This is a genomic window from Streptomyces sp. NBC_00459, from assembly GCF_036013955.1.
Classification (GTDB): domain Bacteria; phylum Actinomycetota; class Actinomycetes; order Streptomycetales; family Streptomycetaceae; genus Streptomyces.
This window is the reverse complement of sequence record NZ_CP107903.1, coordinates 26,428-44,087: the sequence shown is the minus strand read 5'-3', so window position 1 is coordinate 44,087 and position 17,660 is coordinate 26,428. Positions and strand designations below refer to the sequence as shown.

Below are 17,660 nucleotides of genomic sequence, written 5' to 3'. Positions count from 1 at the left end.
CTCAGCCTGGCAGCCCCGGTTCTATGCCGTCGTCATGCTGCGCCCGGCACTCCAGACCACTCTCTTCGGTGCAGGTCGCCAGCTTGCGGAGGGAACTGGTTGGCGGATCTGGAGGGCGATAGTTAGCAGACCGGCATCCGCACTGATCACCTTGAGTGACTGATGGTAGCGACATGATCGTCAGCAGCTGATCCCGCATGCCCAGCAGATCCCTCACCGTTCGCCGACGCGACGACAAGTGGTCAAGGACGCTCCAGACGGGGCGCCAGCCCGCGACCACCGCAAGATCTGCCGGACGACGCGAGAGTGGTGTCAGTGCTGGCGACATGACATGTGTCAGTGGGCGACGGCTTAGATGATCCGGGGTCACGAATAGGAGCCCGGGCCGCGGCACAGCTCACTGCCACGGATGCCGAGGGCGGTAACACATGGGTTCCATCGGCTGGGCTTGGGCTGCTCCAGGCGCTGGTCAGTCCGACGGATTTCGCTTGCGAGGCGTCGTTCGAAGTGACGAGCAATCACGCTGTCTGTTCTGCCACGGGAAGGGCGCGCTGGTCGCGGCGTACGGCCCCGAGGGCTCTGTTGGGCTGTCGAGGGAGACGATCTGGACACGTCAGCCGGAAAGCTGGTTGATCAGTTGCTGCACCATTTCTTCGTAGGCCGGATCGGAGTAGTAGGAACTGTGCGCCAACAGCGGAGCCACAGGGTAGCCATCGGTGGCGACGACCCGGTGCGGGTCGCGAAGCTGGATCTCCGGTCCGATGGCGCGGTACCAGATGTCAGGGCCCACTGTGGTGCCGTACTGGTTGATTGCGGGCCTGTTCCCGTCGATCGATTCCCAAGCGTCGTCCAGTGTCGGCCGTAGCCGTCCCGAGACCGGGTGGGCGAGGACAGGAGCGCCGAGGTAGTCGCTCCATCGATGCAGGTTGCGCCAGCGCCCTTCGAGTTTCTTCTCGTACACGTCCCGCAACAGGCGCTCCCCGAGGTACGCAGGGAACAGCCGTGAGTATGCCCACAAGAGCTGCGAACCGTGAGTCAGCAACGCCACCCGGGACAACGGCGGCTGCGCCCCTGTCGTCGGCTGCGGTGCTGTCTCGGCACCCACCCGGAGTACGGCGGCTACACAGATCACGCTGCCCTGACTATGCCCGGAGAGAACGACCCTGCCGCTGCCGCCAGTCTTGTCCTGGACGCGCTTGGCCAATGCCAGTACGGCCCGCCCGCCGTACGGGGGAGGCACGATGGGATGGGCCAGACGCGGCCAAAATGCCAGCAGGTCCCACACCACACCGACTGGGCGTTGCCACCGCGGATCACGGAAGGCTCGCATGCCGACGAACGCCAGTGCGGCTGCCAGTCCGGTGAGAGCCCAAGCTCCGACGTCATCGGCCAGTCCGAAGAACTTCACGTCGAACCAGACGCGCTCGTAGAGCAGCTCTTGCACTCGCTGAAACGCCACGCCGGACCGCGTCCATAGCGCATGGCCGGCGAGGCACCCCTGAGCCAGCGAAAAGATGAAGCTGAAGGACGACAAGACCACCAGGACGAAAGGCAGCCTGAACTTCAGGGAGCCCCGCCGCCATGCCTTGGCGATCTTCGACACCGTGCGCTCCGGTAGGTCCGCGGGTGAAACGTCGTTGTAGTCGTCACTGATCCGGCCCTTGAGAGAACGGCCCAACCCGGGGAAGAAGTACCAGAAGAACAGGCAGAGCCCGCATACAAAGGCGACGGCCACAAGGCCCGCCCACAGCAGAGCGGTGAGATGGAATACGTCGGGGAGGACGAGCGGAGCCTTGTCCTGGCTGGGGTTCTCCTTCGGCTGTACGAGGTCGCCCAGCAGCCTGGACATCTGGATCGCGAAGCCAGCAGTGAAGCCGGTTGCCAGGAGAACGGCCAAGCTCGCCAGAGTGGGGCAGGCCATGCCGCCCCACATCCGCCGAAAATGTTTTGTCGGAGCAGCATCCGGGATGAGGCGGCTCAGCAGGAACGTGATGCCCACCAGGAAGAGCAGCAGGACAGCAGCGGCTGCGTACAGAAGGTTGAGCACCCAGGTGAAGCCGCTGAGATGGACAGGCAGCAGACCTGTGCCCCGAGAGGAGTAGCGCGGTCCGAAGAAGAAGGCGATCACCAACACGGCGAGCAGTACGCCCCAAGTGAGCCAGCGGACCACGCGGAAGGCCCACGGGATCTGGATGGCGTCGTTGCTGGTGGGATCGGATCTGAGCCGGTCGCCCTTGGGGTGGTAGCCCCATGCCGTCCAGCCGGTGCAAAGCAGTCCGATCAGCGCGGCGGCCCCGAACAGAGCCCAGAGAACCTCGTCCACCCACTCGTCGCCGCCGCGCAGCCCGGCGACCGGTTTGATCAGGGCGAAGGCGACGAGCATGGAGAGCAGGGCAACGCAGGCAGTGGTGTGAAAGAGCCGCAGCATGGGGGCGCGCGGCGACGCGGCCCAGAACTCCTTCTGAGCGAGGGCGCCCACGCCGTCCAGCCACTCCATCGGTGGCTGCGCTGCGCCAGGTGCCGGCGTCACCCGGGGTGGATAGAGGTAGACCTGACGGCCGAACTGAACCAGCAGCATGGTCAGTGCGACTGGTGGCGCGACGCCCAGGAGCATGCGCAGCCGCCAGCTTGAGGGGTGTTTGTCGGAGAAGGGCAGCCAGCTGTTGTCGGCGACGCAGCGGATGCTGTTGCCGCATTGCCACGCGATGAGGTCGAGCGCGACGAAGGCGACCGCTGCGGTGAGCAGCAGGGTCAGTACGAGGCCGAGCAGCCGCAGCAAGACGTCGGCGGTTACACGCGCCCAGCGTTTCTGCTCTGTGTCGGCGACTCCGGGAGTCGTGACGGCCATGGGGAGGGTGTAGCGGGCCAGATTGATCAGTCCGAACGGCGCGAGCAGCAGCCACATGGCCTTGAGGATCGACCCGGAGGTCATGTTCCCCCAGTGAAATGCCTCTCTCACGGGCGGTTCGGGCGGCGGCACTGAGCGCTGCAGGAATCGTGCGGTGTCATCCCCGTCGACCTGCCTGAGATCGACAACCTCCAGCAGACTCTCCGGGGGCGTCCCGCTGACGCCGTGCACGCGGATCTCCGTCACATTGGACATAGCCCCAGGATCGCGAGCCTGCCGGCTTCCTGCCATGTGGCAGACGCTCTCGGCATGGCTGGACCCGTTCCTCCGCCACTCGACGCGCATCCATCGAGACGCCCTCATTGAGCGGGACGCCGCTACACCGGCGGTGCGCTCGGCCTGCGGCATACACCGCCACACCGCGCCTCGACGTCCTCGCCCCTCACCAGGGCGACGCCGTCACCGGGCGGAAGAACCCCCGCCCCGACATCCGCGGCCCCATCCAGCCCGCCGAGGCCGAGGTCCTCCTCCGCATCTGGGTCGACGGCTGAATCGACCCCCGCGACGCCGCCCAGCGCCAGGCCCTCGAAGGACCTCGCCGCCGCCGAGATGGTCACCTGCGGCGACATCATCGACCGCTTCCACGACAACGTGCTCTACAGCCTGCGGATGCTTCCCGAGCCGTCACCCAGCGCTGACACCTGCCGCTGACGTTGACGGCGTCCGACAACTACTGCGCTCGTCCGCCAAGTAAAAATCTCGGTCGTACGAACAGCCGTTGCGCCGCTTACCCGCCCGTGTGTTGCATTTCAATCATGTGCGCGATCTATGCGCGAGTGAGGGCGCGAATCAATGCGCGATCGGGTATGTTGTCTATTGGAGGTGACCTTTGTGTCCACTGAGAACGAGCTGTTCAGCGCCGTCGATGCGCTGCTGGAGCAAGTCGCGCAGGATGATCTGCCGGTCCCCGCGGAGCGCAAGCGTCTGCGTGAGGCCGCCGGCCTGAGTCAGGCGCAGATCGCTACGGCGCTGGACGCCCGTCGGGAGGCGGTGGGGAACTGGGAGACCGGGCGGACCGAGCCGCGGCCGCCGAAGCGCGCCGCCTACGCCAGGCTCCTGGAGGGCCTCGCCGTGCGGTTCCCCGCCCCAACTCCTGACCCGTACAAGCCGCCGCCGATGCCGGACTTCGCGGAGACGATCGGGCAGACCGGCGATGGGGGATACGTGCCCCCGCCGAAGGTCCCGGTTGACCTTCCGGCGCCGGAAGCGCCGGCGCCCAAGGCGGCGCCGCGTCCGAGAGCGAGCCGCAGCGAGCCGGCGGCCGCGTCGTCGCGGCGCCCGGGTGCGAAGAAGTCGGTGGCGAAGAAGACCACGGCGCCGGCCGCCGCCATGGACCCGCGTTTCGAGAACGGGCCGCTGGCGGTCGTCGACTGCGAGGACGGGCAGGTGTCGGCGTACTGTGTCGGCGGCCTGGTCCTGGACGTGCCCGCCAAGTCGATCCCGGCGCTGGTCGACTGGACGCTGACCGAAGCCCGGCTCGGGCAGGCCCGGCTGCACCGCAACGGCCGTGACGCCGACCCGGTCCTGGTCCTCACCCCGGCCGCGCTGGAGCGCTACGGCCTGCCCGCCGCCCTGTCGGATGAGGAGCGGCATGCGAACCGGCTGCCGGACAGCCACAAGGTGGTCAAGCAGATCGCCAAGGCCGGCCTTCAGCTCACCCAGCGCGGCCTCGGTCCGTGGGCCCGCGTCTTCCGTGAGCCCGAGGGCTCCCGGCGGCGCTGTGTCCAGCTGTGCATCCTGTCCTGGAACGCGTTGGACACCCGGGAGTGGGGCACGAAGAACGACCCGCAGCTGCTGCTGACGATGCATCCGGCTGACCTCGCCCGCTACCTCGGTCTGTACGCGGCGCGGGTGATGACGCCGCGCGGCAGCACCGCGACGACCGGCCTGGAGCTGATGGTCGCCCTGCGCCCGCCGACCCGTGCGCAGAAGGACGAGGCGACCGGCGAGTTCAAGCCCGCCTTCAACGACGACGCGCTCACCGCCCGGTACGACGTGGTGGAGTGCGAGGTCCCCGACGAACACCCGAAGCTGAAGGACAAGTTCGCCCGGCACCACCTGCGGACCCCGGCAGAGATGCTGATGGAGGAGCCCTACGACTGGTGCCGGCCGCTGACCGATGAGGAGTGCGCGAACCCGTACCTGGTCGCGGTCGACATCAACATGTCGTTCGCCGCGGCCGCGAACAGCCTCACCGTCGGGCTGAACGGACCGACCCACCTGACCGGCAACCCGACGTTCGACGCGTCGCTGCCCGGTTCATGGCTGGTCGACCTCTCCCACGTCGACCTGTCCCGCGTCCGTATCAACGGCCGCACCGTCGACGGGGACAGGCTGCCGAGCCCGTTCACGCCGAAGGGCGAGCGGCCCACCGGCCCGGCCTGGTACGCCACCCCGACCGTCGCCTACGCGGTGGAGCTCGGCTTCGACGTCGCGCCGATCGAGGCGCACGTGCGAACCCAGACCGGCCGCTACCTGGACCCCTGGTACAAGCGGCTGCGCGACGCGTACGTGGAGACGATGGCCGACATGGGCGTCACCACCGACCTCACCGGCCAGGAATTCCTCGAGGCGATGGCGCAGCGCAAGCAGGCCGACCCGACGATGGCGCTGCTGGAAACCGCGATCAAGGCGACGGCAAAGGGCGGCATCGGCAAACTGCGCCAGCGCAGCCGGGGCCAGGTCCCGTACTACGAGGAATACCCGGCGCTGAAGCGGGAGACGTGGCGCCCCGACATCCGGGCCGCCGTGCTGGCCAACCAGCGCGTGGGCCTGCACCGCAAGCTGATGAAGACGGCGGCCGCCGCCGACCTGTACCCGACCTCCATCGGCACCGACGCCATCGTCTACCCCTCGCCCGGCCCGTCCCCGCTGGACATCCTGCCGCTCACCGACGAAGGCAAGCCCGTACCGGGCACGTTCCGGCTGGGGGTCTCGCCCGGCATGGTCAAGCACCAGGGCACCCAAACGGTGCTGTGGGCAGAGCAGCAGTTCGAGGAACGCGGCGGCGTCTTCAACCTCTCCAACCTCATCAAGACCGACCAGAGCGCCGGAGAAGGGGAGTAACCCATGGCCGACTCACTCGGGGACAGCCTGGACCGCGCGCTGGAGGGGGCATTCACCCGCCGCATCCCGCAGAGCGCCCAGGCGCAGATGAAGTACCTGGTCAAACAGCTCAAGGGCACCAAGGCCGCAGCCCAGGCACTCGGGATCTCCCAGCGCACCGTGGAGCGGTACGTCTCGGGCAAGCTCAAGCGGCCCCGCCAGGACCTCCGAGGCCGCCTGGAGCGCGAGGTCAAGAAGAGGTGGCAGCCGCAGATCCGCGCGAAGGCGCGGAAGAAAGCGGCGTCCACGGGCGGGCTGGTCGTCTCCACCCGCGCCCGCTTCGGATTCGAAGCCGCCGGGGATACGACCGAGGACGCCCGGATCCGCGACATCACCCAGGCCCTGCCGCCCCAGTGGGCCGACCGCCTGTTCACCGCCCGCGAGCAGGGCGCCAACGAGCAGCAGCTCCAGCAGATCGCGGCCGACGGCCTCGCGCAGATGTACTTCCGCGCCAACAACAGCCGTGCGCACGGGCTGGGCGTGGAGTTCACCGACGTGGAACGGCTCGACATCGAGTTGTAGCTCCGGCCCCACGTCAGCGCCTCGTCCCCGGTTGTTGTGACTGAGCGCTCCAGTTGGCCATTGAGTGCTTCAGTTGGCCGCTTTGGTGCTCAGAGTTGTTGATCAACGCCGGGTGGCACTCAGCTATCGTCGGAGCGCGACAACCAGCGAAGGCCCGCGTCCACACCCTGCATGACGTGCTCGCCCCGCCCATGACGCTGTCCGAGCTCATCAAGCAGTGGAGCGAAGGCACACGGGCGGCGGGACGGCCCAAGAATCCGAGGGACGCTCATTCACCGAGGCCGGGCGGTGACGTGGCGACCAGGTCGGCAGGCCGTCGGCGCCCATCTTCAGAACGACATGCCGGGTGCTGAGGGAAAGTCCCGGTCGGGGCCGCGCTCCGACGGTGACTCGTACCGATGCTGAGGACGCCATGCCGTCCGGTCGAGATCGCTCGCTGTGTCACTGACACTCGGCCGGCTATCCGGCGGGGCGGAGCGCATCTGACGTTCGGCATAACGCTGGACGGCGTGCTGCTGCCGCACCACCTCCCTGTGCACGCGCCGGGCCGACACCACGGGGTCGATGGCGCTATCGACGGTCATCTTGTTCTTCCGTCCGTAGCTGACGCCGTCCACGCCGTCGACGACGGTGGTGGAGGGCGTCCGGGTCACGGTGCCCCGCTCGGAGGACGACACCGGACAGTCCCGCAGAGCGTCGGTGAACGCCGCCTGAAAAGGTTCCGTGTCGACGGACTTGCTACGGCTGATGAGGGCGTCCACAAGGGCGGAGGCAGTGGAAGGCGAAGCGGCGAACAGCTCGCGGGTGTCCATCCGCGGCCCCTTGCACTGGTAGACGAAGTGGCAGTCCTGGCGTGTGCGGTCGCCGATCTGTACTCCTTCTGAGCGGCGGATGACGACCGGTCCGTCGGGGCTTTGGACTGTCCGCAGGCGAACGTCTGGCGACGAGGGACGTGAGGTGTGGGCGGAGCCCGGCCGCCGTGCGGAACCCAGGTCGAGGGCGGCACGGGGCACCAGGTGATACGGACGTCCCTGACACAGCTTGTTGACCACTGCTGCGCGTCGGGCATCGTCTCCGGGGGACAGCCACAGGCGGACCAGGTCCTCACGGATGTCTGCTCGGCGCAGCAGTGTGGCGAGTTGGGGTGCGGGGGCCTGAACGCGGTATTCATACAGCACGTACTTCTTGGTGCGATCGCCTATCTGTATGCCGCGGCAGTTTTCCAGCATCAGGACTGGTGGAACCGGCTCGTCCGGACTGGCTTGCTCCAGGCCTGTCGAGCAGACCTGCTGAGCTGGTGCCTGTTGGCCAGCCGCCGCGTTGTCTAGCGTACGGCTGGGGCGCGCGGGAACGGGGCGCGGGGGCCGGGAGCCACCGGGGGAAGGGACCTTTCGCCCGCGAGTGACGTCGGCATCGTCCCGTGGGAACGAAGTGGTCGGTGGTGTGGCGCGCTTGCCTCGGGAAGTCGGTGATGACGCGGGGACCGCGATCATGAGGGTGGTTGGTGTGTCCGGGATGCCGATGATGAGGATGACCGGTGTGTCCGGCATGGGCGTGGTCTCGGAACTGTTTGAGGTGTCGGGACTGTAGATGGGGGTGCCCGTGATGACCGGCGTTACCGGACCAGTCGTCGCGGGAGCTGAAGGGGTCTGCGGGACGGCGTCCGGCTCGGCCGTAACCGGGCGTCGCTGTGGCGACGTACGCCTCTTACGCCGTGACGTCAGCGCTTCGTGGAACGCGCTCACGACCAAACCGGCGACGAACAGGACGACCACCGCCGTGCACAGGACTCCGACGGCCAACCCAACGTGTATCAGGGCGTCCAGCAGGGCCGACATGAAGGCATGCCAGGCCCGGCCAGCGGCCGACCATGCCCATGCACCGAGCCGCACGACCACGATCACCCCGAGGGCAGCACCGATCACGCGCACGGCGATCCCTTCCCGCATGCAGTCGAAACCCAAGGACGTCTTCAGCGCCGTTTCCGGCTCTTCTTGCCGTTGAAGGTCATTTGCGTCCTGGTGTGGTCTCCCACAACGATGCCCTCACTGTCTATGACGGCGACGTGATGTCCGCCGGACGTTCCCCGGGCACCGGCCGGGTCGGTAGTGCGCGTCTCAGGCGCATCCTGCGCCGTGACTTCGTCCGTGCTCTCCGGTTCCCCGGCTTCTTCGTCGGCGCCCTCGAGAGCCGACGTGGCAGGTAAGCGCTCGGCGTCCTGGTTGCTCATCCTTCTCTTCAGGCCCGCGTAGAGATCCCTGACCGCGTCACTCGCGGTATTCCTCAGACCGACGGCCGCACCGGCCATGACGGCGGTAGCGATCAAAGAAAGCGGCTCCATATCTCAGAGTCTCGGTGCCCTTCGACGCTGTCAACCGTCAGATGTTGCGTAACCGCTGCCCGGCCTTCGCCTATGACCGTCCACTGACTGAGTCCGCCCACGACGGCGTCACCTTCTCAAAGCCCCTGGGAACGCAGCAGCCTCAACGCGACTCCCCTTGCGCTCAACTCACCAAATCAAGTGCTCAGTCACAGCAACTCAGTTGCCGGGGACGAGGCGTTTACGCATTCCGCGAGGGCAGATCCACAGCCACAGCTGACGGGTTCTTCGCCTCGGGGGGGCAGGAACTGTGCTTCTCCACTTCCACCATGACCTGGGCGACGACCTCCTCCGGGGTCTCCTCCAGACGATTCACCGCCGTCGCCAGCAGCACCGTCCCAACTCGGGCGTTGGCGTGCGCGATGTGCGCAGTCACGTCAACGAGCTCGTCCCAGCCAGCCTTGGCCTTCTCCAGGTCACCCGCCTCGACACCCGCTCGGAACGTGGACTCAGCCGCATCCAGCAGGTCGCGGTACGCAGGCGCTACCGCTTCCCCGCTATGCCCGCCACCAGCCTTGGCCAGGTTGTAGAAGGCGACCAGCGCCTGGCCGGCGCGACGGTCGTAGTCACGTGACTTGTCGTCGTAAGTTCCCATACTGCAAAGGCTATCGAGCGCCACTGACACACAGCGGTCAACCGCCCGCTCACACGCCTCAGCCCCGACGAACTCCTGCGTCAGGTCACGCGTGCGGCACGCCGATGTGCCCACCACAGCCGCGGCGCGGTGACCGCGTTGAAGGCCCGGCCGAACGCTTCCATGGCGGGAGTGTCTTGAATTAATCCTGATAGCCCCCGACCTGACGCCATGGGCCCCCGGGGAGTGAAGACACCTCCGGGGCCCGGCGTATGAGTCGTGCTGTTCAACGATGTTTTGCCTGGTCACTGTTGGGGTGTTGTGTTGTCGCGGGTTTCCTGATCGGTTGTGTGTTGTCGTCGGGTGTTGTGCGTCGGTCGGGGGAGGTCTGGGTGCGGTTTGAGGTGAGGGTCGGGCTGGGCGCGGGGGAGTTGCGTTCGTTGCAGGGCTGGTTGCGTGCCGATCCGGGGGTGCGCCGGTCTGCCGTGGTTGAGGTGCGGGGGAGTGTGCCTGGGCCGGGGGAGATGGGCACGGTCCTTGACGTGCTCGAGTTGGTGACGGGGAACGGGTGGAGTGCGGCGTCGTTCGTTTTGGCGGTGGCGGCGTGGCGGCAGAGCCGGCCGGATCGGCCACGTGTGGAGATCCGCCGCGGGGCCACGGTCATCGTCCTGACGGATTGTTCTGAGGAGGAACTCGGGCGGGCGGTTCGGGTGCTGGAGGCTGTTGACGGTGATGAGGGCGGGGAGCAGTGAGCGTGCTGCCGGATCCGGGGGCGTCGCGGGCCGTGCTGGTGGGCACGGGCCGGTACGAGTATCTGGAGCAGTTGCCGGCCGTCTCTAACAACGTGCACGCCTTGGCCGGTCTTCTACGAGGGCCGCTGTCGCTGCAGCTGCCGGACCGGCATGTGAGCGTCGTGGAGAATCCGGTTGCCGCGCACACGGTGGTGGGCGCGGTGCGGCAGGCAGCCGCCGAGGCCACCGACACGCTGATCGTCTACTTCGCCGGGCACGGGCTGGTCGATGCGCAGGATCAGCTGAGTCTGGCCCTGCCGCACACCGAGGCGGGCCGTATCGAGACGGTTCTTCCGTATGACTGGGTGCGCCAGGTTCTTCTGCTGGATTCCAGGGCCGAGCGGCACGTGGTGATCCTGGACTGCTGTTACAGCGGTCGGGCGCTGGGGAGAATGAGCGCCGGGGCGGGGCTTGCTGACCAGGCGGCGGTGGAGGGCAGTTTTCTTCTGGCGGCCGCCGCGGAGACCCGTACGGCTCTGGCGCCGGTGGGGGAGACCTATACGGCTTTCACCGGGGCGCTGCTCGACACGCTGCGCCAGGGCATACCCGGCGGTCCCGCGCTGCTCGATCTGGGTTCCCTCTACCGGCATCTGCGTCTGACGCTGGGAGCGAGGGGGCACCCCGTTCCGCAGGCCCGGGACCGCAACAGCGGTGCCCAGGTCGCGCTCGCACGCAATCACGCTGATCTGCCGGCCGTACCGGTTGCGGCCGGTGAGGCCGTCGGGGAGCGTCCCTGGCCGGATCCGGCTGCGATCCGTACCGTCACAGGGTTTTTCACCTCCCTCGCGGACGTGCGGGTGGTCAGCGGACTGACTCAGCAGGCAGTGAGCCGGCGCTCTGACGGGCGTATTTCTGCTGGCAGCGTCGGCCGGCTGGTCAACCGCGCCGAGCTTCCGGCCACCTGGGAGACAACTGAGGCCTACCTTTCGGCCTGTGGTGTCCCCGAGGACCGGATCGCGCTGTGGCAGCTTGTCTGGCAGCAGCTGCGCACGGCGGAGGCGTCGGCTGGCGCGGAGATCCCGGTAGCTGCTCCCGGCACCGTCTCTGAGAAGGGAAGGCGGCGGCCTTTCTCGGTCTTCCGCCGGGGGCGGGCTCAGTGACCGGGTACGGCGGAAGCTGAGACACCGGACGGCTGGGGCGTCTTGACCGAGTCGTCGGGGCTGTCTGGAAACAGGGTGTTCCATGCGGCGATGGCCAGCACAGCAGCGCCCAGAAGGAGTCCCAGTGACGGCTTCTTCCATCGGCTGGATGCCGAGGATGGCTTCACGTAGTGCGCTGCCCGGTAGTGCCCCTTGCGGTTCTTCGCCTTCGCCACAGCTACACATCCCCCGCTCGGTGCGACTGCTTACGGGCAGAGTCTTCCAGCGGATGGACCGTCTCGGTTCCTGAACGGCCGAGCACGGCCGGTTCCGCACCCCTGCAGCCGGCTCGGTCGGACGGCCGTACCCGGGTGCGGGGCACCGCCAGTGAACCCTAAAGAGATTTAATTAAACTCTAGATTTTTCTTAAGCTTTATGTCTAAGATTCCTCTATGGGTGACTACACGGATGACCTTGAGCGTGTTGAGAAGAGTCTGCGCGAGGCGGAGCGTGAGCGTGACCTGATTGGTGCCCGCATCGAGGGGTTGAGGGCTGAGCGCGATGCTCTCAGGAAGCTCGCTGAGACTGCTGTAATCCCTGGTCAGGGGATAGAAGAGCTCACCAAGGCTGAGGCCATTGTCACGCTCCTCAAGGGGGCGGACGGTCCCATGACGCTCGGCGATATTGCGGAGGCGATGACTGCGGCGGGCAAGCTGAGCACCCGCAATGGGGTGTCCGTCTACATCGACGGGCTTCTTAAGGCTGGCCGGGTTGTCCGCGTTCAGCGCGGGCAGTACCGGGCGGCGTGAATCACCTGGCTGTACTGGGTTTCGCGTGTGTCGAGCGGGACCCTTTTTCGGCCCGCAGGGAGGCTGCGATACGCGGAGTTGTGCGGGAGGAGCCAGGCGTGGCCGTCCTCGCGCTTGAAGCGCTTGACGGTGGCTTTGCCGTCCAGCATCGCGGCCACGATGTCGCCGTTCTCGGCGACCGGCTCGCGGTGGACGGTGACTCAGTCGCAGATCGCTGCTTCGAGGGGCTCAAGGGCCCTTGCGGGGCTATTGAGTCTGCTGTGAGGGAGGGTTGGAGAACATGCACTGCCCCTTCTGCAGGCATCCCGACAGCCGCGTGGTCGACAGTCGTACGACCGACGACGGCACGTCGATCCGCAGGCGCCGCCAGTGTCCTGACTGCTCCCGCCGGTTCACGACCGTCGAGACGTGCTCGCTCATGGTGGTCAAGCGGTCCGGGGTCACCGAACCGTTCAGTCGTACGAAGGTCATCAATGGCGTGCGCAAGGCATGTCAGGGGCGGCCTGTCACCGAGGACGCTCTCGCGCAGCTCGGCCAGCGGGTCGAGGAGGCGGTGCGCGCCACCGGAAGTGCCGAGTTGACCACCCATGACGTGGGGCTGGCCATACTCGGTCCGTTGCAGGAACTCGACCTCGTCGCCTATCTGCGATTCGCGTCCGTCTACCGGGCGTTCGACTCGCTGGACGACTTCGAGGCCGCGATCGCGGAGCTCAGGGAAGTGCCGTGCCGCCCCGCCGTGGACGACGAAGACCCGGATGTGGGGCGCCGGCAGGACGATCGCGGGTCCGGGGGGACTGCTCAGGTCCCCGTGCTCGCCAACGCCGCCGACTGACCGGCGGGCCGGACCCGGAGCCTGTGTCTGTGGATCCGGCCGGCGGCGGCAATGAGAGGACCTGTTGCGGGCCGTAGCGAGCGGACGCCTGCAACACCAGATAGCCGAGAGTGAGGATGAAGAGCGTGACCATCGCTGAGGCCTATGGCAACGGGCTGCGCATCGAGCGGATCCACACCACCCCCGGCGTGCACCCGTACGACGAGGTCGAGTGGGCGAGCCGTGACGTCGTCATGACCAACTGGCGCGACGGCTCGGTCAACTTCGAGCAGCGTGGCGTCGAGTTCCCCGCCGAGTGGGCGGTGAACGCGGTCAACATCGTCACCAGCAAGTACTTCCGCGGTGCTGTCGGCACCCCGCAGCGCGAGGTGAGCCTCAAGCAGCTCATCGACCGCATCGTGAAGACGTACACGAAGGCCGGTGAGGACTACAAGTACTTCGCCTCCCCGGCCGACGCCGAGATCTTCGAGCACGAGCTGGCGTACGCCCTCCTGCACCAGATCTTCAGCTTCAACAGCCCCGTCTGGTTCAACGTCGGGACCCCGCAGCCCCAGCAGGTCTCGGCCTGCTTCATCCTGTCCGTCGACGACTCCATGGAGTCGATCCTCGACTGGTACAAGGAAGAGGGCATGATCTTCAAGGGCGGCTCGGGCGCCGGCCTGAACCTCTCCCGGATCCGCTCCTCCAAGGAGCTGCTCTCCTCCGGCGGCAACGCCTCGGGCCCGGTCTCCTTCATGCGCGGCGCGGACGCGTCGGCGGGAACGATCAAGTCGGGCGGCGCCACCCGCCGTGCGGCCAAGATGGTCATCCTCGACGTCGACCACCCCGACATCGAGGGCTTCATCGAGACCAAGGTGAAGGAAGAGGAGAAGATCCGCGCCCTGCGTGACGCGGGCTTCGACATGGACCTGGGCGGCGACGACATCACGTCCGTCCAGTACCAGAACGAGGTCATCACGGCCCCACGGCGCAGGGCAGCGATGGACATCTCCACCCTGCGCGTGGGGGCGTGATGACCTCATTCACGCGCCGTTGCCGGTCGGTGAGTCCCGAGCTGTCCGCTCGGATTCCTGGAGGTCGTCCAGGGAGAGACCGCTTGGGTCCCTCAGGATTCGTGGCTTCGTTCATCGCATGCACCGGCTCGGCTCTGGGAGCGGTCCTGGGCAGTGATGGTGGCACTGTCAGGGGTGGTGGTCACGTCGGCCCCTCTCGATGGTCTCCCGTGCAGTGCAACGGTAGTTGCTTACGGGAGGCTGCATCAAACAGACGTTCGAGTGGTTGATCGCGAATCGACTATCGCGATCAAGTGGCTGGGCGTACCGCTGACGTGGCGCTTGCTGGGCAGTCGGGTCCATTGCTGGACTCTCCGCCGCCTTGATGACGCGAGGCGTACGACTTGTCTTTGTGGCTCCCACACGGTATTTCCGCAGGCCCTGTGGCGGCGATCGGTGTGCGGAGACACGGGAATTCAGCCAGTGTGGCAGGTCGGCATACGTCAATACTTGTGCGACACGCGCTACGCGATGGATGCACAAGCCAATCCCCACATCTAGTGGTTGGATTGCTGCTGTAGCCCAGAAGTTGTGGTCCCCTGGGTCTTCGGGTCCTCGGCGGGATCGTATGCTGGGGGCTGCTTCCTTCCGGAGAGTCCCACCGAGTTGTTCGCCTTATGTCGAGGCGAAGTCCTGAGCGGTACTCAGGACCCCTACTGGGGCTGAAAGGAGGAGGCACATGGCCAGGGAGGAATCTCCTGATGGTCACTGCGTACGGTGCAGCCGGCCGTCGAAACGACAGACGCTGCTCGACTGGGCGCCGGTGACTGTCAAGGTCATATGGGTACTGCTGCAGTCCTTCTGGTCTTGACCAGAAGCAGAGTACGGCCGACTGGTAGGCGCTCACGCAGTGAGCCCGACCGCCTGATTCTCGGCCGGGCTCGTGACTGCGGCACCTCTGAGGGGCCTGATTGCTGGTTGCACCCAGCATCAGGCCCTTCGGGGGCTTCCAGCGTGGCCAGTTCTCGGAGAGTCCCGTCCACTCCCGGTGAGTCCCCGGGTGCCCTTGCATCGTATGACATCAGCATGGCAATGCAATGCCCCCGTGAGCGTCGCCCCTCTTGATCCCCGCACCGTACCCGCCCTCACCGCGCAAGCCAGCAAAGAGGCGCCGCGGATGGCCGTGCTTCCATCGAACACGCCATCACCACAGCCGTCGCCTACGAGCACTTGTTCTGAGACGCCATCCGCTTATCGATCACGGGGCTGGTCTGGTCGAACAGGATTCCTGATCGGGTGGTCGCGCGGGGGCACGCGCATAAGAGCAGGGCCTCTTGGTAGTTCGGGGGTGCGAACCAAACCGAGTACCAGGAGGCCCTGTTGCCGCAGTCTTTCGCGCTCGCGTGCGTGGAGTCCAACTCGCTGCCACCGTCGTGTGACTGCCTCGCGCACAGGTTCGGCAACGCGGCGGACGGGCCGGAGCGCACTCCGAGTTATGGCTCCGACATGACGGAGGCGGAGTGGAGGGTCGTCCGGCCGTTGCTTCCGGTTCCGGCCTGGCTGGAGGGGCGGGGCGGGGCGGGCGGCCGGAGGGCTATTGCCACCGCGTGATGCTCGACGCGGTCCGCTATGTCGTGGACAACGGCGTGAAGTGGGTCAATCTGCCCGCAGACTTCCCTCCGTATCGGCGCGTGCATGCCTTCGCCCGCCGCTGGCAGGTCACGGGTCTGCTCGCCGAACTCCACGATCGGCTGCGCGACCGCGTCCGGGAGAAGGATGGCCGCTTGCCGGACCCGACGGCCGCGATCGTGGACTCGCAGTCGGTGCGGGCGGCGGCGAACATCCCGCGATCGACGTCCGGGTGGGACGGCGGGAAGAAGGTGGGCGGCCGAAAGCGGCATCTGGTGGTGGACTGCCTCGGCCTGGTCCTGGCCGTCGCGGTGACCGCGGCAAGCATCCAGGACCGCGACGCCGCCGTCCCTCTGCTCGAGCGGCTGCGACGGCAGTACTTCTCCATCCGACTGGTGTGGGCGGACGGCGGCTATGCAGGCCGGCTCGTCGACTGGGCGGCCGAGGAGCTCCGGCTCACCCTTCAGATCGTCAAACGCACTGACGACACCACGGGGTTCGTGGTGCTGCCACGCAGGTGGGTGGTGGAAAGAACCCTCAGCTGGCTGATGCGCTCGCGCCGCCTGGCGCGCGACTACGAGACACTGCCCGCCATGCACGAAGCCATGGTGCTGTGGTCGATGGCCATGCTCATGAGCAGCCGCCTGGCCGGACACCGTCCAGCCGGCTTCAGCCGGCCGGCACCGCGAGCGTGGTGAACACCCCCGGTCGCACCTGCAGGGCCCACCCCCGCTCCACCAGGCGTTTCGCCTTCGACCTCAGCCCCTCCACCTTCGCCGGGACCGCCTCCAACCCCAACGCGACGGCCAATTGCTGGCAGCGCATGCCCTCCCGGCCCGCTTCCGACCCCAGCACCGACACAATCCGCTGGTAGTCCGGCGCGAGGACCGACGCCGCCATGCCGTCGGTCCGGTGCGGCACCGGCGATCCCGCCACCGAACCCCGCTGCGGCTCGGCGACCGCGGAAGGCGGCTGGGCCAGCACCTCGGCCACCGTCCCCCGGGCATCCACCAGCCGCTCAAGCGCGCGTTCCGCCGCCCCGAGCGCAGCCTGCACCCGCTCGGCCTCCTCCCGCAACCGCGCAATCTCCTCCCGGACCTTCTTCTCCCGGGCCTCCAGCAGACCAAGCACCGACGCCACCAGCCACCTCCACGAGCCAGACGAGCGGACGAACCACGCCCATCTCTCCCGCCTCCGGCCGGAGATCATGCCCACCCACCCCGAGCCAACCGATCACGTTCGGAAAGCGGATGGCTTCTGAGCCACGGACGCCCAAACAGTCGCCCATTCACGCTTCATTTGCGGAGTCGTTTTGCTCCGGTGGTGGCGTTGGTGACTGCCGTGATCAGTTGATCGACTGTCTGGATCTGGAGGCCGATGCGCTCGGCGAGATGGGCGAGGCGCATCGGTTCGGGGACGTCGGCGAGGGCGGCTGAAGCGATGAGCACGCTCTCGACAGTGTCGAGTTCCACGGGGTTGCTCACCAGAGCCGTCATCAAGTTGTTCACGTGGGTGAGGTGTTCGTGCAGGGTGTCCTGGTGCTGTGTGGTGGAGTGCTCGATGCCGGGGATCAGGTCCGCCAATTTGCCGAGATCATCATCTTTTGCCCTGCCGTTGAGGCGCTTGATACGCCACGCTTCGACGGAGACTTCGTCCAGGACCGCGATGGTCTTGTCGACGTCCTTGTTGGCCTGGTCATTCCTGCGCCACCGGCGGTGGAACCAGAAGACGCCCCACGTCCCCGCGGCGCCGACGAGTACAGCGGCGCCCGCGACCTTGGCAGCGGGGGTCCAATCGGACGACTGGGACTGCACGGTAGGCGGAACCTCCTGAGGCGTCGCCCACGGTGCAGGGGAGGTGACGCCGACCCACGTGACCTGATCGGCTGGCAGTGCCTGTGCAGGATGGTGCGGCAGCATGAGTGCTGTACTTAGCGTCGCGGTCGCGATCAGGCGCCTGCCCCACAGGGACAGTGCGGGCCAGCCCTCGTGCGCCTTGCGGGTAGAAGGACCAGCGTCCGCGGGAGCTGAGCGAGGTCG

14 protein-coding genes and 3 pseudogenes are annotated in these 17,660 nt (G+C 67.2%); 8 read left to right on the top strand and 9 right to left on the bottom strand.

The genetic code is table 11. The features are described from left to right. Positions 1-613: 613 nt before the first annotated feature. The gene (locus OHN74_RS00200) at positions 614-3,103 is read right to left on the bottom strand and encodes a hypothetical protein (RefSeq protein WP_327692430.1); all 2,490 of its coding nucleotides are present in this window, start codon (positions 3,101-3,103) and stop codon (positions 614-616) included. Between the two features lie 122 nt (positions 3,104-3,225). After that, entirely contained in the window at positions 3,226-3,480 is a 255-nt protein-coding gene (locus tag OHN74_RS00195; RefSeq protein WP_327692429.1) for a hypothetical protein, read from the bottom strand. A gap of 259 nt (positions 3,481-3,739) precedes the next feature. On the opposite strand from OHN74_RS00195, the gene tap reads away from it, so the two are divergent. Then, positions 3,740-5,974, top strand: coding sequence for a telomere-associated protein Tap (tap, locus tag OHN74_RS00190; protein ID WP_327692428.1), 2,235 nt, complete (start codon positions 3,740-3,742; stop codon positions 5,972-5,974). Positions 5,975-5,977: 3 nt separating this feature from the next. Next, entirely contained in the window at positions 5,978-6,535 is a 558-nt protein-coding gene (tpg, locus tag OHN74_RS00185; RefSeq protein WP_327692427.1) for a telomere-protecting terminal protein Tpg, read from the top strand. A 329-nt stretch (positions 6,536-6,864) separates the two neighbouring features. Here the strand turns inward: tpg and OHN74_RS00180 are convergent, their stop codons facing one another. The 3 genes from OHN74_RS00180 to OHN74_RS00170 all read right to left on the bottom strand — a co-directional run bounded on the left by OHN74_RS00180 (position 6,865) and on the right by OHN74_RS00170 (position 9,510). Then, entirely contained in the window at positions 6,865-8,484 is a 1,620-nt protein-coding gene (locus OHN74_RS00180; protein ID WP_327692426.1) for a hypothetical protein, read from the bottom strand. Between the two features lie 23 nt (positions 8,485-8,507). Beyond that, on the bottom strand, positions 8,508-8,876 hold the full coding sequence (locus OHN74_RS00175; RefSeq protein ID WP_327692425.1) for a hypothetical protein: 369 nt from the start codon (positions 8,874-8,876) through the stop codon (positions 8,508-8,510). 220 nt (positions 8,877-9,096) lie between these two features. Next, a complete protein-coding gene (locus OHN74_RS00170) occupies positions 9,097-9,510 on the bottom strand; it encodes a hypothetical protein (protein WP_327692424.1) in 414 nt (137 codons plus the stop codon). 371 nt (positions 9,511-9,881) lie between these two features. On the opposite strand from OHN74_RS00170, the gene OHN74_RS00165 reads away from it, so the two are divergent. The 3 genes from OHN74_RS00165 to OHN74_RS00155 all read left to right on the top strand — a co-directional run bounded on the left by OHN74_RS00165 (position 9,882) and on the right by OHN74_RS00155 (position 12,168). Continuing rightward, entirely contained in the window at positions 9,882-10,241 is a 360-nt protein-coding gene (locus tag OHN74_RS00165; RefSeq protein WP_327692423.1) for an effector-associated constant component EACC1, read from the top strand. Then, positions 10,238-11,380 (top strand): caspase family protein, encoded by a 1,143-nt coding sequence (locus OHN74_RS00160; RefSeq protein ID WP_327692422.1) that lies wholly within the window; start codon positions 10,238-10,240, stop codon positions 11,378-11,380. The genes OHN74_RS00165 and OHN74_RS00160 overlap by 4 nt, the downstream gene beginning before the upstream one ends. 431 nt (positions 11,381-11,811) lie before the next feature. Continuing rightward, the gene (locus OHN74_RS00155; protein WP_327692421.1) at positions 11,812-12,168 is read left to right on the top strand and encodes a hypothetical protein; all 357 of its coding nucleotides are present in this window, start codon (positions 11,812-11,814) and stop codon (positions 12,166-12,168) included. Here the strand turns inward: OHN74_RS00155 and OHN74_RS00150 are convergent. Next, positions 12,141-12,368: pseudogene (locus OHN74_RS00150) on the bottom strand (LexA family protein); the annotation flags it as partial. The gene OHN74_RS00155 and the pseudogene OHN74_RS00150 sit on opposite strands and share 28 nt — an antisense overlap. 80 nt (positions 12,369-12,448) lie before the next feature. On the opposite strand from OHN74_RS00150, the gene nrdR reads away from it, so the two are divergent. Together nrdR and OHN74_RS00140 are read left to right on the top strand one after the other, a co-directional pair. After that, on the top strand, positions 12,449-13,000 hold the full coding sequence (gene nrdR / locus OHN74_RS00145) for a transcriptional regulator NrdR (protein WP_327692420.1): 552 nt from the start codon (positions 12,449-12,451) through the stop codon (positions 12,998-13,000). A gap of 116 nt (positions 13,001-13,116) precedes the next feature. Then, positions 13,117-13,947 (top strand): annotated as a pseudogene (locus OHN74_RS00140) (vitamin B12-dependent ribonucleotide reductase); the annotation flags it as partial. A gap of 64 nt (positions 13,948-14,011) precedes the next feature. Here the strand turns inward: OHN74_RS00140 and OHN74_RS00135 are convergent. Beyond that, positions 14,012-14,198, bottom strand: a pseudogene (locus OHN74_RS00135) (transcriptional repressor LexA); the annotation flags it as partial. Between the two features lie 1,404 nt (positions 14,199-15,602). Here OHN74_RS00135 and OHN74_RS00130 point away from each other — a divergent pair. Further along, complete coding sequence (locus tag OHN74_RS00130) at positions 15,603-16,319, top strand: IS5 family transposase (protein ID WP_327699934.1); 717 nt, start codon at positions 15,603-15,605, stop codon at positions 16,317-16,319. Here OHN74_RS00130 and OHN74_RS00125 read toward each other — a convergent pair. Next, on the bottom strand, positions 16,291-16,761 hold the full coding sequence (locus tag OHN74_RS00125; RefSeq protein WP_327692419.1) for a hypothetical protein: 471 nt from the start codon (positions 16,759-16,761) through the stop codon (positions 16,291-16,293). The genes OHN74_RS00130 and OHN74_RS00125 overlap by 29 nt on opposite strands. Before the next feature lie 155 nt (positions 16,762-16,916). Beyond that, a complete protein-coding gene (locus OHN74_RS00120; RefSeq protein WP_327692418.1) occupies positions 16,917-17,540 on the bottom strand; it encodes a hypothetical protein in 624 nt (207 codons plus the stop codon). Between the last annotated feature and the right edge of the window lie 120 nt (positions 17,541-17,660).

Coding starts and splice junctions, on each gene's coding strand:
- OHN74_RS00200 (WP_327692430.1), bottom strand. CDS start 3,103: ATGTCCAATGTGACGGAGATCCGCGTGCACGGCGTCAGCGGGACGCCC.
- OHN74_RS00195 (WP_327692429.1), bottom strand. CDS start 3,480: ATGATGTCGCCGCAGGTGACCATCTCGGCGGCGGCGAGGTCCTTCGAG.
- tpg (WP_327692427.1), top strand. CDS start 5,978: ATGGCCGACTCACTCGGGGACAGCCTGGACCGCGCGCTGGAGGGGGCA.
- OHN74_RS00180 (WP_327692426.1), bottom strand. CDS start 8,484: ATGCGGGAAGGGATCGCCGTGCGCGTGATCGGTGCTGCCCTCGGGGTG.
- OHN74_RS00175 (WP_327692425.1), bottom strand. CDS start 8,876: ATGGAGCCGCTTTCTTTGATCGCTACCGCCGTCATGGCCGGTGCGGCC.
- OHN74_RS00170 (WP_327692424.1), bottom strand. CDS start 9,510: ATGGGAACTTACGACGACAAGTCACGTGACTACGACCGTCGCGCCGGC.
- OHN74_RS00155 (WP_327692421.1), top strand. CDS start 11,812: ATGGGTGACTACACGGATGACCTTGAGCGTGTTGAGAAGAGTCTGCGC.
- nrdR (WP_327692420.1), top strand. CDS start 12,449: ATGCACTGCCCCTTCTGCAGGCATCCCGACAGCCGCGTGGTCGACAGT.
- OHN74_RS00130 (WP_327699934.1), top strand. CDS start 15,603: ATGCTCGACGCGGTCCGCTATGTCGTGGACAACGGCGTGAAGTGGGTC.
- OHN74_RS00120 (WP_327692418.1), bottom strand. CDS start 17,540: ATGCTGCCGCACCATCCTGCACAGGCACTGCCAGCCGATCAGGTCACG.